Consider the following 14,755-nt stretch of genomic DNA (forward strand, 5'->3'; position numbering starts at 1 on the left):
ACCCAAGGAGGTCTCGCCATGAAGCACCATGTGACCGTCGGCGTCGACGGCTCTCCCGAGAGCCGGGCCGCGGCCCGTTGGGGCGCCCGGGAAGCGGTCCTGCGGGAAGTGCCGCTGAGGCTCGTCCACGCTGTCGACTGGCTGATCAGCCCCTCGGTACCGGCGCCGGGCCGCGAAGCGGCCGACCGTTGGGCCGACGAGGCGCTCACCGATGCGGCGGAGGACGTGCGACGTCGGCATCCCGGGCTGGAGGTCTCGACCAGATGCCTTTCCGGCAGGCCGGCGGCAGCCCTGGCCGCGGAGGCGGCCGACGCCGGGCTGCTCGTACTCGGCTCCCGCGGTGTGGGAGGGCTGGTGGGATTCCTCATCGGCTCGGTGAGTTTGTCGACACTCGTGGCCACCGAGACGCCGGTGGTGCTCGTCCGCGTGTCGGACGCGCCCGAGGCGGCCCAGCCCACCCGCTACGGGCAAATCGTCCTGGGCGTCGATATCCACGAGGCAGCGGACAAGGTACTGGCCTTCGCCTTCGAGGAGGCCGACCGTCGCGGCTGCGCCCTGCGTGCGATCCACGGCTGGAAGATGCCGTCCATGTACCAGTACGCGCCCTTCTTCGACCCGGAGAACGAGCGGGAGATCGGCCGGACCATCACCGTGATGCTCGACGAGATGCTGATGCCGTGGCGGCACAAGTTCCCGTCCGTGAGCGTCACCCACGAGGCGTTCGAGGGGCCCGCACCCGAGCAGCTCGTCCGGGCCGCGGCAAGCGCGGACCTGATCGTCGTGGGTCGCCGCCTGCGCCGCTCACCTCTGGGCGTGCATCTGGGGTCCGTGGCTCATGCGGTCCTGCACCACGCCGCTGCGCCCGTCGCGTTCATCGCTCACGGCTGACGGCCCCATTCACAAGGAGATCGGACCATGTCTCACCGCACTGTCGCAGACGTCATGACCCGGAACGTGGCCACGGCGAGCCCCGAAGCGTCACTCAAAACGGTCGCCCGGAGCCTCAACGACAACGGGGTCTCGGCCCTGCCCATCGTGGACACCCGTCGCCACCCGATCGGCATCGTCTCCGAAGCCGACCTGCTCCGCAGGCAGGCCGGGCTGCCCGACACCGAAGGACGCGACCCCATGCACGCCACGTCGTCCATAGACCGTGTCTCGATGGGCGCCCGGACCGCCGGCGATCTGATGTCCACTCCCGTCCTGACCGCCCGGCCGGAGTGGGGCATCGTCGAGACGGCCCGCTTCCTGCACGAGCGAGGCGTCAAGCGCCTGCCGGTGGTCGACGAGACCGGAACCCTGGTGGGCATCGTCAGCCGCACCGACCTGCTGCGCCCCATGCTCCGCAACGATGACGCCATCCGCGACGAGATCGTCGACGACGTACTGGGCCGGACCCTCAGGATGACCCCGGGAGGCGTTGCGGTGACTGTAAGCGAAGGGGTCGTCTCGTTGAGCGGCCGGGTCGAGGAGCGGTCGACCATTCCGGTTGTCGAACGACTGTGCCGGTCGGTCGACGGGGTCGTCAGCGTGGACCAATCCCTTGGTTACGCGGTCGACGACCTGTCTCCGGTTGCCGACCCTCACGATGCCCTGCATTGAACCCTCGCGACAAAGGGCGGAAAGAGCCCACCCGCTTCTCGCGGATCCCGATCGTGCGGTGCACGGCCACCAGCCGCTTCTCCGCATCCTCTCTGGGACTCTTTCCGTCAATTTCATAAAAGCACGCCCGACACCTGGACAACAGGGCCGATCAGCCCGAAATGATCCCCTGGCGGCCCTACCGCCGTCGGGCACGGGTGTCCACGCTCGGACGTATCGGGACGCCGTTCTGGAGGCATCATGAAGCAGCTTCGCACCGTCGAGGACGTGATGACGCATGCCGTCATCTCCGTCGACCGCAGAACACCGTTCAAGGAAGTCGTGGAGGCCATGCGGCAGTGGCGGATCAGCGCCCTGCCCGTCCTGTCGGAGGAAGGACGGGTCGCCGGCGTGGTGTCCGAAGCGGATCTGCTGCTCAAGGCCCAGGGTGCGGACGAGTCCCGCGCGGTCACCGCCGGGCAGCTGATGACCGTACCCGCGGTCACCGTGACCAAGGACGCCACCATCCCCGGCGCCGCCCGCCTGATGGCCCGCGGCCACCTCAAGCGGCTGCCCGTCGTCGACGGCGACGGCCGCCTGATCGGCGTCGTCAGCCGGGGCGACCTCCTCAAGATCTATCTCCGCCCCGACGCCGACATCGCCGAGGAGCTGCGCGAACTGATCATGGCCGAGCTCATCCCCGCCGGATCCGCCATGGTGCAGGTCCACGTGGCCGACGGCATCGTGCACCTGGACGGCTCCCTTCCCGACCCGGCCCTGAAGGACGTGCTGGTGCGTGTCGCACGCACCGTACCGGGCGTCGTGGACGTCACGGCCGTGCGCCTCGATACCGAAGTCCGCACGTGAAGGAGGCCGACGATGAGGCACCGCAGCGTCGCCGACCTGATGACCCCGACAGCCGTCAGCGTCCAGCGGGGCACCCCGTTCAAGGAAATCGCCAGGCTCCTCAAGGATTTCGACATCTCCGCCGTGCCCGTGGTGGACGAGGCCGAGCGTCCCGTGGGCGTCGTCTCCGAAGCCGACCTGCTCCGCAAGCGCAGCTCCGGCAGCGGCACGAACACGGCCGCCGATCTCATGACCAGCCCCGCCATCACGGCCCGGACCGAATGGAGCGTCGTCCGCGCGGCGCGAGTCATGCGGGGTCGCCAGGTCAAGAGACTGCCCGTGGTGGACGCCGCCGGCCGACTGATCGGCATCCTGAGCCGTAGCGACCTGCTTCAGCTCTTCCTTCGCAGGGACCACGCGATCCAGGAGGAAATCCTCGAAGACGTGGTGACCCACACCCTCGGCCTCAGCCCCTCGTCGTTGACCGTCGACGTCACCGACGGGCTGGTGACCCTCAGCGGCACCGTAAGCCGACGCAGCCTGGTCCCCATCGTGCTGCGCCTGTGCCAGAGCGTCGACGGCGTCGTCGACGTGGTCAACCGGCTCGACTACGCGCAGGACGACGTGTCGGTCGGCGCCCGAACGCCCACCGAACGGTAGGAGAAGAGCATGAAACATCGGGAAGTCCGTGAGCTGATGACCCGCGAGGTCGTCACCGTCCCCAGCAACGCTCCGTTCAAGGAGATCGCCCGCACCCTGACGGAGCACAAGGTGTCAGCCGTTCCGGTCGTCGACTCTGCCGGCCGGCCGCTCGGCGTGATCTCGGAACGGGACCTGCTGCCGAAGTCCGCCGGCCAAAGCGACTACTTCCGGTCACTTCCCGAGCGGGAGGCCTGGCAGGAGGACAAGGCCGCGGGTACGCGCGCCGAGGAGCTGATGTCCTCGCCCCCTGTGTGCGCCAGACCCGACTGGACCGTCGCCGAAGCCGCCAGGTTGATGGAAGCACAAGGAGTCAAGCGGCTCCTGGTCGTGGACGACTCGGACGTACTGATCGGAATCGTCAGCCGTCGGGACCTGCTGCGGATCTTCCTCCGGGCGGACGAGGACATCCGTCACGAGATCATGGGTGACGTCCTCGAACTCGGCGTACGTCAGAGCCCCTCGGCCATCACCGTGGCCGTCACCGACGGCCGGGTCGAACTGCACGGAACCGTCGACTTCAGGAGCCTCATCCCGCTCATCGAACGCCTCTGCCGGACCGTCGACGGCGTCGTCTCCGTAACCCAGCATCTCGGATACGCCATCGACGACACGAACTCAGTCTGAAGAAGCCGCCGTGCAGCCTCGGCACGTGCGACGACCAACTCCCCGACCCATGCGGGACCCTGCCGGGAGAGCCATCATGAACGATCGAATCGTCGCCGGTCTCGACGGATCCGCGGAAAGCCTCGCGGCCGCCCGCTGGGCGGCGCGAGAGGGCCTGCTGCGCGGCGTGCCACTCCACCTCGTCCACGCCGAGGAATGGTCATCTCCCCGCGACCTCCCGATGCCGACCAGCGATGTGCGCCGTCACTGGGCCCAGGCGCTGCTGAACGAGACCGCCGACGAACTGCGCGCGAGCCACCCCGAACTGGAGGTCGGCATCCGATCGATCGACGGCAGACCGGCCGCCGAGCTCGCCAGCGTCGCAGTCGGCGCGAACATGATCGTCCTGGGCTCTCGGGGACTGGGCACCGTCACGGGCTTCGTCCTCGGTTCCGTCGGCATGGCGGTCATCCAGGCGACGGTACGGCCCGTGGTCATGGTGCGGGCGAGCGAGGACGCGGTGCCACACCCCGACGGCCGGCACACGGCCCGTGAGCTGCTGGTGGGCGTTGACATCAGCCGACCATGTGATGCCCTGCTCGCCTTCGCCTTCGAGGAGGCGCGGCGGCGGGCATGCACCCTTCACGTCCTGCACAGCTGGTCGCTGCCTCCCCTGGTGGGGTACGGCGCGGCGTACGATCCGAGAGTCCACGCCCAGCTCGAAATGAGCGCGGAGGCCTCTCTGCACGATGTCCTGGCGCCTTGGCGGGACAAGTACCCGGATGTCGGCGTCATCGCTCGCGCGAGCCTCGGACACGCCGCCACGGAACTCATCAGGATGGGCGCAGAGGCGGGGCTCATCGTCGTGGGCCGCCGCATCCGGCGGAGCTCAATCGGCGCGCACATCGGACCGGTCACCCATGCGGTCCTCCACCACGCCAAGGCGCCCGTCGCCGTCATCGCGCACGAATAGCGACGCCCACATGCATTCTGGTGCGGCTCACCGCTCCGCGCAGATCGTCTCGACGAAGTGACCCACCTGCTCCTCGGACAGGTGCCTGGCGAGATCGGCCTCACTGATCATGCCGACGAGGCGGTGGTCGGCGATCACCGGGACACGCCGGATCCGGTGATCCTGCATCGTCTGCAGCACCTGGCTCGTGTCAGCGCCCGCGTCGACCGTGATGGGCCTGCCCTGCGCCAGCTGTCCGGCTGTCATGTGGTGTGGGTCCTTGCCCTTGGCCAGACACTTCAGCACGATGTCACGGTCGGTAATGATGCCGTGCAGACGGTCGTCGGGCCCGCAGATCGGCAGTGCGCCGACGTCCAGTTCGCTCATCCGCCGGGCCGCGTCCATGAGCGTCTCGGTCTCCTGTACGCAGGTGGCACCGCTGTGCATGATGTCCCGCGCGGTGGTCATGGCTGCCTCCTCATACACGTCCGTACCCGTTTCCAGTCTGGGCTCGTGCTCGGCGCCCCGCTCGTCGACGCGAGATCATGGGGACATGGCTTCTCTGCGGCATGGACCAGAGCACAAGGCCTTCCGAGCTCTCGCCGGATGCCAGGCCGACCGGCAGACCTCCTGACGTGACCGGCCCTGGTTGATCAGGCCCCAGACCTCTCTCCACCGCACCAGGGGCGGGCCGGTCGGCCCCCCGAGGGGCCGACCGGCCCCTCAACAGGAGGCCGTCGGGCAGTCAGTCTGGAGTGAGCGGGAAAACTCCGATCCGCGAACAGGGAGATGGAGACCATGGCGAACCGAGTGACCGTCGGCCTCGACGGGTCCCCGGAAAGTACGGCGGCTGCCCGCTGGGCAGCCCATGAGGCCGAGCTTCGCGGTGCCTCCCTGGACCTGGTCCACGCCGAGGAATGGCTGGAGAATCCTCCCCTTCCCGTCACGACCACCGAGGAACGTCGGAGGTGGGCCGAGGCCGTCCTCCGCGACACCACCGATGAGACGCACCGCGCACATCCGTCGCTGAAGGTCGACACCCGCCGAGTGGGCGGGCTACCTTCCCTGGCCCTCGCCCGCGCCGCCGAGGAATCCGACATGCTCGTACTTGGCTCGCGCGCGCTCGGCAGCATCGCGGGTTTCCTCGTCGGATCCACCGGCGCCGCCACCGTCATCGAGGCCGTGCGCCCCGTCGTGCTGGTCCGGTCCATGGACCGCGCGGGCAATCCGCCGGACGGTACCCGCGACCGAGGGCCCATCGTGGTCGGCGTGGACATCCACCAGCCCTGTGACAAGTTGCTCGCCTTCGCCTTCGAGGAGGCCTCCCACCGCCGCTGCCCGCTCGTGATCATCCACGGCTGGTCGCCACCGCCCATCCTCAGCTACGCACCGGCGCTCGACCCCGGGGTCCAGCAGGAAATGGCCCACGGCATCACCACCACACTGGACGAGATGATCAGCCCCTGGCACGAGAAGTACCCTTCGCTGCAGGTCGACTCCCGGGCCACCATCGGACAGCCGGCGATTCAGATCCTCGACGCGGCCTCCACCGCCGCCCTCGTCGTCGTCGGCCGCCGAATCCGCCACTCCGCCTTCGGCACTCACATCGGCCCCATCACACACGCCGTGATGCACCACGCGGTCGCACCGGTCGCCGTCATCGCCCACGAGTGAAGCCCACAGCACAGGCAGGTAAGTCTCATGAACGCATCGTTTCCGGACCCGGCAGCGATTGTTCCGCTCATCGAGGACGCTGCCATGGCTCCTTCCATGCACAATGCCCAGCCTTGGAAGTTCCTCTACCGACCGGCCTCCGGGCTCATAGAGCTGTACGGCGACCCGGGCCGTGCCATGCCCCATGCCGACCCGGACCACCGCGCCCTCCATGTGGGCTGCGCCGCCGCTCTGTTCAACCTTCGAGTGTCCGCAGCCTCGGCAGGCTGGGGCGCTGACGTACGGTTGCTGCCCGACCCGGACGATCCGTGGTTGCTGGCCGCTGCCAGCCTCCGGGAACCGGGGCCCACGGACAGCGATCTCGGAACCCTGCATCCAGCCGTACGGCGACGTCACTCCAGCCGATTTCCTTTCGTGGAGGAGGAGATCCCTCCAGCACTGTTGGACGGCCTGCGAGCCGCCGCGCTTCTCGAAGGGTGTCGCCTGGCCGTACCGGACGCTTGGCACACCGACACCGTGCTGGGGCTGGTACACGACTCCGAGCATCGCGAGGAGATGGATCCCTCACTGACGGCAGAGACGATGGCGTGGACACATTCCGGCACACCGGACGAGCAGACCCGTCCCGACGGAATTCCCGTGAACGCCTTCGGTCCGAAGCACTCGGGTCGGGGTGGAGTCGTGCGCGACTTCGGTCGCTCTCGGCGCGTTCCCGGTCGTGGGTGGGCCGCCTTCGAACAGAAGCCGCAGATCGTGCTGCTGGGTACGTCGGGTGACAGGCCCAAGGACTGGCTACGAGCAGGACAGGCCCTGCAGCGGGTTCTCCTTCAAGCCACCGCCGACGGGCTGGTCACGTCCATGACCTCGCAGCCGCTCGAATGGCCCGCGCTCCGCTGGACGGTGCGCGATCCGGGCTCGGCGATGACCCACGTCCAGATGGTGATCCGGCTCGGCTACGGACCGCAGGGTCCGGCAACGCCCCGGCGCCCGGTAGCCGAGGTACTGGACATCCGATGAGACCGGACATCGAGCTGCCGCCAGGAATTTCGTTGCCGTGAGCACGCCGCTGCACGCGGCGTCGCCACTCGCCTCAGTCCGGTTCCATGTAGGGGCGGCGGAAGACCGGGGCCTGGCCGGAACCGTACGGGCGCACGGCCGCCATCGCTTGGATGACGGCGGCCTCCAGAAGGCCGCCGGTGTCGATGGGGACGGCCTCCTCCCACGGCGGCTCCGCGGCTGCCATGGCCGTGGCCACCTCAGGGGTGGCGTCGGACGCCCCCGGGGCGCGGGTGCTCAGGCGCGCTGCCGACACCTCTCCCGGAGCCTGGCAGTGCAGGGCCACCAGGTCGGCGCTGGTGCGTTCGGCCATGCGCAGGGCGGCTTCACGCTGTCTGGCGTCGGACCAGGTGGCGTCCAGAACGACGGACTCGCCCCGGGACAGGAGGGCGGACGCCCGGTCGAGCAGCACCGCGTACGTCCTCGCGGTCCACTCGGGCGTGTACAGCCCTTCGCCGTAGCCCGCGGCCGCGGATTCCTCCGCCGGGATGCCTGCCAGCTCCTTGCGGAGACGGTCGCTGCTGAGCAGCGTGACACCGAGGCGATCGGCCAGTGCGCCGGAGAGCGTGGACTTCCCGCTGCCCGGGAGGCCGCCGACGAGGGTCAGGCTGACAGCCGAAGTGCGCAGGTGGCGCAGCGTCGTGGTGACCAGCCGGCGCGCTGCCGTCTCTGCGCCGCGAGCGCCTTGAGCTGCCTGGATCAGGGACACCTTGGCGCGGACGAACGCGCGGTAGGCGACGTAGTGGTGCCACAGAGACGGCGGTGCGGGGTCACCGGAATACTCGCCGTACTGAGCCAGGAAGAACGCCGCGGTCTCCGGGGCACCCGTCTGCTCCAGGTCCATGGCGAGGAAGGCCGCGTCGTCGAGGCCGTCGACGGAGCGAAGGCGGTCGTCGAACTCCAGGCAGTCCAGGACGCGGGGGCCGTCGTCGAGACAGAAGATGTCCTGGGCGAGCAGGTCGCCGTGGCCGTCGACCACCCGCCCCTGCTCGATACGCGCGTCGAACAGTTCCTTGCGGCCGGCGAGATAGCGCCGCACCAAGCGCTCGATCTCCTCCACCCCGTCGATCAGCTGGGCGTCGTCGGTCAGTTCCCTGACCTGCGTGAAGCTCGCTTCCCAGCGTGCGGACAGCGCGTCCCGCCTGCCTTGCTCGTCGATGTCCGGGCCGCGGGGCGCGTCCGCGTGACGGGAGGCGAGGAGGCGTGCAACGGTCCGCAGAGCGTCGTCGACGTCGGCGCCTTGGCTCACGAGCAGGGACAGGCGTCGTTCCGCCGGCATGCGGCGCATCACCACGAGGGGTTCGGGCGTGTCCACGCCGGGGCTGCGGAATTCTCCCAGCCCCAGGTAGACGTCAGGGGCGAAGCGGCGGTTGAGAGCGACTTCCTGTTCGCACGCGGTCCGCCGGGCGGCCGTGGTCGTGTAGTCGAGGAACCCCAGGTCGACCGGCTTCTTGACCTTGTAGGCGCGGTCACCGACGAAGAACAGCACGGCCGTGTGTGTCTCGCACACCTCTGCCCGCGGAAGCGGCGGAACGTCGAGGCCAGCGCCGGTCCGGAGCACGGACGCATCAGCCGGGTGCGCCGAGACCGGCGGCTCCTCGGGGTGACCCGGCTCAGTCATGGGGAATGACGGCGACGGGGCAGCGCGCGTGATGGATGGCGGCGGTGGCCACGGAACCGATTGGGGGCGCGAGGGCGGGGCGGTGCCTGCGCCGGCCGACAACCAGTAGTCCTGCACCTTCGGCGGTCCGGACCACGACCTTGGTCGGGCTTTCAAGACCGACACCGGGAGTTACCTCCACGGTCGGGAACTTCTCGCGCCAGGGGCGGAGAGCCTCACTCAGGAGCTTCTGCGCGTCCTGTCTGATCTTCTCGGTCACGTCGTGGTCCACGCCCCAGGGAGCGTGAGCGTGGAGGGGCATGCTTCGGCCATGGACGGCTTGCAGGGGAACACCCCGTTCCGCGGCGGCGGCGAAGGAGAATGCGAGCAGGTCGTCGCACGGACCGTGCAGTTTTAGCGCCACCACTACGCCGCCCGAGGCGCCTGGAGCGGACGATGTCCCCGCTTCGCGCGTCCCGGCGCGTACCAGGACCACCGGCCGCTCGGCCCGTGCCACGACGGGCATGCTGATGTCGCCCAGGAAATAGCTCTCGACGGGCTCCATCCCCCGCGAGCCGAGCACCGTCATATCGGACTCCGCTGCCGCCTTCAGCAGTGCCTCCTGGGCATCTTCGGCGACCAGATTGCCGACGATGGTCAGGCCCGGGTGGCGCGCCTGGAGCTCGGCCTTCGCGTTGTGCACGATCCGCTTCGCCCAGTAGTTCTGATCCATCTCGGCGGGAACGTGGGTCGGTTCCGGCGCCAGGAGGGGCCACGCGTGCAGCAACCGCAGCGTGAGCTTGCGGCGGGCGGCTTCGTCAGCGGCCCAACGGGCGGCGGCAAGGCTCTCGGGTGAACCGTCGAGGCCCACGGTGACGACTGGCTCCATGCACCCTGCTCCGTCTGGTAGATGACTGGAATGACCGTGAGGTATCCGTCCGGCCTGCCCGGAGCCCTGTCGTCTCCGCGCTCGCGCCGGTAGCCGTGCAGCGACCGTAGGCGGTACTCGCCGAAGCAACTACGCCAACGCGCCGAGCACACGGTCGCATGTCACCCGAGCAGCACCTGGGCGGGATCAGTGGGTGCGCTCGATGTCCAGTTCCAGGAAGTGGGCCGAACACGAGATGCACGGGTCGTGGTTGCGGACGGCCCGCTCGCACAGCCGGCTGAGCTCAGCCTCGGAGCCCTCACCCCGATCGAGACCAGCTTGGACCAGCCGACGCAGGTCCTCCTCGATGGCGCCCTGGTTCTGGGCGGTCGGCGGAACGATGCAGGCGTCGGTGACACGGCCCCCGCCGTCGAACACGTAGCGGTGGTAGAGCAGGCCGCGCGGCGCCTCCGTGGCACCGTGCCCGGTGCCGGCCCGGGCCGGCACCTCTACGTACGGGCGGGCTGGACGCTCGTACTCCGCGATGATCCGCAGGGCCTCTTCCACCGCGTACAGGACTTCCACCGCACGGACGAGGATGCTTCGGTACGGGTTCCTGCAGACCTCTCCCCGCCCGCCGTCTGCGCGCGACGGGGGGGCACCCAGCCCGGCCTCCCGTGCCGCTTGCAGGGCCAGCGGGGACAGCAGGTGACCGCTGACCGCCCAGCGGGCGAGGGAGCCGGTGAGATGCCTTCGGCCGTCCAGCCGGGAGTGGAGGGCTGTGGAGTGTGACACCTGCTCCTCGGCCACGTGGTCGGTGAAATCCCGCAGGGGGAAGCTGTGCGGCGGGAGCGTCCCGTCGTACCGGAGCACGGTGGGCACGCCGGACTCGATGGCGTAGGTGTCCTCCTCGGCGAGGGCGAGCAGGTCGGCTTCGCACTCGGCGTCCGGGAATTCGAAACCGGCAACCCAGCGCACCGTGTCCCAGGCGTCGTCGAGGGCGGTGCGCAGCCGTTCTTCCAGGGGGCGGAGTTCGGCGCGGGTCGGGGCTCTGTGGAAACCTCCGAGCCGGACGTTGACGGGGTGGATGGCCCGGCCCCCGAGCAGTTCGACCACGGCGTTGCCGGTCTGCTTCAAGCGCAGTCCGCGCTTTACGTGCTCCAGATGGGAGCGGGACAAACCGATCACGTCGTCTTCGCCGAGGAAGTCCGGTGCGTGCAGCATGTGGATGTGCAGCGTCTGGCTCTCGATCCATTCGCCGCAGTACAGCAGGCGGCGCAGGGCGGCCAGTTGTCCGTCGACGACGACGCCGCACGCGTCCTCGACGGCACGGCAGGCACTCATCTGGTAGGCGACGGGACAGATCCCGCAGATGCGGGAGGTGAGATCGGGTGGCTCCGTGTGCGCCCTGCCCCTGAGGAAGGCTTCGAAGAACCGCGGTGGCTCGTAGATCTTGAGCCGCGCCTCGATGACGGTGCCGTGGTGGATCCTCAGGTGCAGCGCGGTCTCGCCCTCGACACGGGCGAGTGAGGGGATGCGGAGCTCCTGGGACCGGGGCGTGGGATCGCTCATCCGGGGCCTTCCGCGTCGGTCGTACCGGGCTGTCCTTGCTCCTCCACGGCGGTGAAGGCGGTCACGTTGAAGGTGTGCAGGTACCTGCCGATGTCCTCCTCGCTCATCCCGTCGCGCTGCATGAGCGGGACCAGCGCGGGAAGGTTCGTGGTTCCGGCCGGCCCGAAGCAGCCGTAGCAGCCGCGCCCGTAGGTCGGGCACAGGGCTCCGCAGCCCGCGTGGGTGACGGGGCCGAGGCAGGGCATGCCGTGAGCGACGGTGACGCAGACGTTGCCGCGCCGCTTGCAGGAGAAGCAGACGCTGTGGTTCGGGATGGCGGGCTTGCGTCCGGCGAGGAACGCGGTGATGACCTCGACGAGCTGGCCGCGGTCGATGGGACAACCGCGCAGTTCGAAGTCGACGGGTACGTGGGCGGAGATCGGCGTGGAGGTCGCGAGGGTCTCGATGTACTCGGGGCGGGCGTAGACGGTCGCCAGGTACCCCTCGACATCGGCGTAGTTCCGCAGCGCCTGCACGCCGCCGGCCGTGGCGCAGGCGCCGATAGTGACGAGGTGGCGGGCATCGGCGCGGATGCGCCGGATGCGCTCCACGTGCTCGGGCGTGCTGACCGAGCCCTCGACGAGCACGAGGTCGTACGGGCCGGGCGCGGGCTCGCTGGACGCTTCCAGGAAGTGGGCGATCTCCAGTTCGGCGGCGATGCCGAGCAGTTCGTCCTCGCAGTCGAGGAGGGTGAGCTGGCAGCCGTCGCAGGAGGCGAACTTGAACACGCCGAGGCGTGGGCGGGCAGGAGGCTGGGGCGGGGCGGGGGTGCTCATCTCATAGTTCCCGGACGGTGAGCAGGGGCTCGGCCTGGTCGTAGCCGACGACCGGGCCGTCGCGGCAGAGAAGGAGGGGCCCGAGCTGGCAGTGTCCGCAGTGGCCGATGGCGCAGCGCATGTTGCGTTCGAGGGAGACCTGGATACGGTCGGGACGTACCCCTTGGTGGATCAGCGCCCGTGCGGTAGCGCGCATCATCACCTCGGGACCGCAGACGAAGGCGACCGTGTCCAGCGGCGTGAAGCGGGCCTCGCGGAGCAGCGTGGTGACGACTCCGACCCGGCCGGCCCAGCCGCCGGAGGGCCGGTCGACCGTGACGGCGCCGAACGGCTTCTCCCAGGCGGGGAACTCGTCTCCGTAGAGCAGATCGGCGGGGGTCCGGGCACCCGCGAGGACGTTCAGCCGCCCGAAGACGTGGGGCTCGGCCAGAACGGTGTCGACGAGGGGACGCAACGGCGCGAGCCCGATGCCGCCTGCGATGACGAGCAGGTCGCTGCCGTGGGCGGCCGCCGTGTCCCAGGCGGTACCGAAGGGGCCGCGCACGCCGACCCACCCGCCGGTCCGCAGGCCGCACAATGCGCGGGAGACGGCCCCCACGGCGCGGACCGTGTGCGTCAGCCGGTGCCCGTCTCCGAGCCGAGACACGGACACCGGGATCTCGCCGACACCGAACGCGTACAGCATCGCGAACTGGCCGGGTGCAAAGCGGTCCAGGGCATCCTTGGCAGGCTCCAGGACAAGCGTGACCGTGTCATGCGTCTCGTCACGGCGGTCCACCACGCGATAGGACAGCGGTGCGGGCGTCATGGTGCTGCTCCGCTCCCCCGCGGTCCCGGCGGTCCGTAGAGGTCGAGCAACCGGGTGCGGGTCGCCCGCAGCCGGTCGCCGATGGTCTCGGCGACGGCGGTCACCAGCGACAGGCCCAGCGCCGTGTCCTCGGCGCACAGGTCATGGACGGCGGCGGCATCGAACTCCCAGGCGCGGACGGGTTCCCGTGTCTCGGCCGCCAGATGCCACTGCCGAGGCGGGCACAGCCACGACCAGCCGAGCAGGCTGCCCGCACCAATGGTCTCGACGACGGCTCGCCCCCGACCGGGCATGTGGATGTCGAGCGCAACCGTGCCCCAGCGGATGATCCAGAAGCGGTCGGCCTTCTCCCCTTCCTCGAAGATCCGCGTGCCGCTTGGAAGGGCGACGTCCCGGGCGAGGGCCATCAGCCTCCCACCGTGCTCCGCCGTCAGAGCGGCGAGCACGCCCTCGCCAGGAGGACCATCCAGATGCCTGGTCACGGCGTGTTCTCCCGCTGCGTGGCCTCCTGGTGCAGGGCGTGGGCTTCCTCGGTCAGGTCGATCCCCGTGGGACACCACACGATGCACCGGCCGCATCCGACACAACCCGAACTGTCGAACTGGTCGTGCCAGGTACCCAGCTTGTGGGTGAGCCACTGGCGGTACCGGCTGCGCGGGGTGGACCGGACCGGACCGCCGTGGAGGAGCGAGAAGTCGAGGTCGTAGCAGGAGTCCCAGAGGCGCCAGCGCTCGGCGTGATTGCCGGTCAGGTCGGTGACGTCCTCCGTGGTGGTGCAGAAGCAGGTGGGGCAGACCATGGTGCAGTTGCCGCAGCTGAGGCACCGGGCGGTGACGTCGTCCCAGCGCTCCGCTTCCAGGTTGTCCCGCATCAGCGTGCGCAGGTCCACCGGCGGCATGGAGCGGCCCATCCGTTCGGCGGCGGCGCTCACGGCCTGGGTCGCAGCCGCTCGGGTGGAGCCATCGGGGCTCCGCCCCGGCAGTTCCGCGAGGACCGCGGCTCCTTCCTCGCTCCCGCTCCGGCACAGGAAGCGGTGGCCGCCATCGTCCACGACCTCGGTGAGAGCGAGGTCGTACCCGGCGTCGGCGGCCGGCCCGCTCCCCATCGAGACGCAGAAGCAGGTGGCACCCGGCTCGGTGCACTCGGCCGCGATCAGGAAGGCGCCCGTCCGCCGGGACAGGTAGGTGGGATCCCGGTACCTGCCTCCGCTCATCACCCGGTCCAGGATCTGAATGGCACGCAGATCGCAGGGCCGCACGCCGAGGAAGGCGTACGAAATGCTCTCCTGCTTCTCCTCACGGACGACCGGCGCACCGTCCGGGCCGCGGTCCGCGGACCACTGACGGACGCGCTCCGGGTGCAGGAACGACTTCCATGACTGGGGTCCCGCGCTGTGCGCGAAGGCCGCCCCGTCCTCGCGGCGGCGCAGCTGGTACCGCCCCGCCTCCAGTTCGACCCCCCACCCGTAGGGAAGTGCGTCTGCGGTGTCCAGCTCGTCGAGGACGATCGCGCCGTCGCGCACGGTCGGGCCGATCACCGTGCGGCCGCGCCGCTTCAGGACACGCACGAGCGCGTCCAGACCGTCGCGGTCGAGGACCGCCTCGGCCTGGTGGTCGAGGACGGCTCCGGCATCCGAAGCGTCGGTCATGGTGCACCTCTCGGTCTCCACGTGCCTAGA

At 69.7% G+C, this 14,755-nt stretch carries 16 protein-coding genes; 8 read left to right on the forward strand and 8 right to left on the reverse strand.

Annotated features, from left to right (window positions below):
• The first annotated feature begins 18 nt into the window (after window positions 1-18).
• The 6 genes from OG207_RS04985 (at window position 19) to OG207_RS05010 (ending at window position 4,705) form a co-directional block, all read left to right on the forward strand.
• A complete protein-coding gene (locus OG207_RS04985) occupies window positions 19-888 on the forward strand; it encodes a universal stress protein (protein WP_329096250.1) in 870 nt (289 codons plus the stop codon).
• Window positions 889-915: 27 nt separating this feature from the next.
• A complete protein-coding gene (locus OG207_RS04990; RefSeq protein ID WP_329096253.1) occupies window positions 916-1,602 on the forward strand; it encodes a CBS domain-containing protein in 687 nt (228 codons plus the stop codon).
• A 240-nt stretch (window positions 1,603-1,842) separates the two neighbouring features.
• Window positions 1,843-2,448, forward strand: coding sequence for a CBS domain-containing protein (locus tag OG207_RS04995; RefSeq protein ID WP_329096254.1), 606 nt, complete (start codon window positions 1,843-1,845; stop codon window positions 2,446-2,448).
• Between the two features lie 12 nt (window positions 2,449-2,460).
• Entirely contained in the window at window positions 2,461-3,087 is a 627-nt protein-coding gene (locus OG207_RS05000) for a CBS domain-containing protein (RefSeq protein WP_329096256.1), read from the forward strand.
• A 9-nt stretch (window positions 3,088-3,096) separates the two neighbouring features.
• Window positions 3,097-3,753, forward strand: a complete 657-nt coding sequence (locus OG207_RS05005) for a CBS domain-containing protein (protein ID WP_030648547.1) — start codon at window positions 3,097-3,099, stop codon at window positions 3,751-3,753.
• A 76-nt stretch (window positions 3,754-3,829) separates the two neighbouring features.
• Complete coding sequence (locus OG207_RS05010) at window positions 3,830-4,705, forward strand: universal stress protein (RefSeq protein WP_329096257.1); 876 nt, start codon at window positions 3,830-3,832, stop codon at window positions 4,703-4,705.
• 27 nt (window positions 4,706-4,732) lie between these two features.
• On the opposite strand, the gene OG207_RS05015 is transcribed toward OG207_RS05010, so the two are convergent.
• A complete protein-coding gene (locus OG207_RS05015; RefSeq protein WP_329096259.1) occupies window positions 4,733-5,152 on the reverse strand; it encodes a CBS domain-containing protein in 420 nt (139 codons plus the stop codon).
• A gap of 330 nt (window positions 5,153-5,482) precedes the next feature.
• On the opposite strand from OG207_RS05015, the gene OG207_RS05020 reads away from it, so the two are divergent.
• Entirely contained in the window at window positions 5,483-6,358 is an 876-nt protein-coding gene (locus tag OG207_RS05020) for a universal stress protein (protein WP_329096261.1), read from the forward strand.
• A 27-nt stretch (window positions 6,359-6,385) separates the two neighbouring features.
• Window positions 6,386-7,375, forward strand: a complete 990-nt coding sequence (locus OG207_RS05025) for an Acg family FMN-binding oxidoreductase (protein WP_329096263.1) — start codon at window positions 6,386-6,388, stop codon at window positions 7,373-7,375.
• 73 nt (window positions 7,376-7,448) lie between these two features.
• Here the strand turns inward: OG207_RS05025 and OG207_RS05030 are convergent, their stop codons facing one another.
• The 7 genes from OG207_RS05030 to OG207_RS05060 form a co-directional block, all read right to left on the reverse strand.
• Window positions 7,449-8,924, reverse strand: coding sequence for a bifunctional aminoglycoside phosphotransferase/ATP-binding protein (locus OG207_RS05030; RefSeq protein ID WP_329096264.1), 1,476 nt, complete (start codon window positions 8,922-8,924; stop codon window positions 7,449-7,451).
• Between the two features lie 103 nt (window positions 8,925-9,027).
• Window positions 9,028-9,903 carry a universal stress protein gene (locus OG207_RS05035; protein ID WP_329096266.1) on the reverse strand — a complete coding sequence of 292 codons (876 nt, stop codon included), beginning with the start codon at window positions 9,901-9,903 and terminating at the stop codon, window positions 9,028-9,030.
• A 186-nt stretch (window positions 9,904-10,089) separates the two neighbouring features.
• The gene (locus OG207_RS05040; protein WP_329096268.1) at window positions 10,090-11,454 is read right to left on the reverse strand and encodes a Ni/Fe hydrogenase subunit alpha; all 1,365 of its coding nucleotides are present in this window, start codon (window positions 11,452-11,454) and stop codon (window positions 10,090-10,092) included.
• Window positions 11,451-12,269, reverse strand: coding sequence for an oxidoreductase (locus tag OG207_RS05045; RefSeq protein WP_329096269.1), 819 nt, complete (start codon window positions 12,267-12,269; stop codon window positions 11,451-11,453). The genes OG207_RS05040 and OG207_RS05045 overlap by 4 nt, the downstream gene beginning before the upstream one ends.
• A 1-nt stretch (window position 12,270) precedes the next feature.
• Window positions 12,271-13,077 (reverse strand): FAD/NAD(P)-binding protein, encoded by an 807-nt coding sequence (locus OG207_RS05050; protein ID WP_326746991.1) that lies wholly within the window; start codon window positions 13,075-13,077, stop codon window positions 12,271-12,273.
• Window positions 13,074-13,484 carry a cyclic nucleotide-binding domain-containing protein gene (locus OG207_RS05055; RefSeq protein WP_329107438.1) on the reverse strand — a complete coding sequence of 137 codons (411 nt, stop codon included), beginning with the start codon at window positions 13,482-13,484 and terminating at the stop codon, window positions 13,074-13,076. The genes OG207_RS05050 and OG207_RS05055 overlap by 4 nt, the downstream gene beginning before the upstream one ends.
• Before the next feature lie 71 nt (window positions 13,485-13,555).
• Window positions 13,556-14,725 (reverse strand): 4Fe-4S dicluster domain-containing protein, encoded by a 1,170-nt coding sequence (locus tag OG207_RS05060; protein ID WP_329096272.1) that lies wholly within the window; start codon window positions 14,723-14,725, stop codon window positions 13,556-13,558.
• Between the last annotated feature and the right edge of the window lie 30 nt (window positions 14,726-14,755).

This window comes from Streptomyces sp. NBC_01439, from assembly GCF_036227605.1.
Lineage (GTDB): Bacteria > Actinomycetota > Actinomycetes > Streptomycetales > Streptomycetaceae > Streptomyces.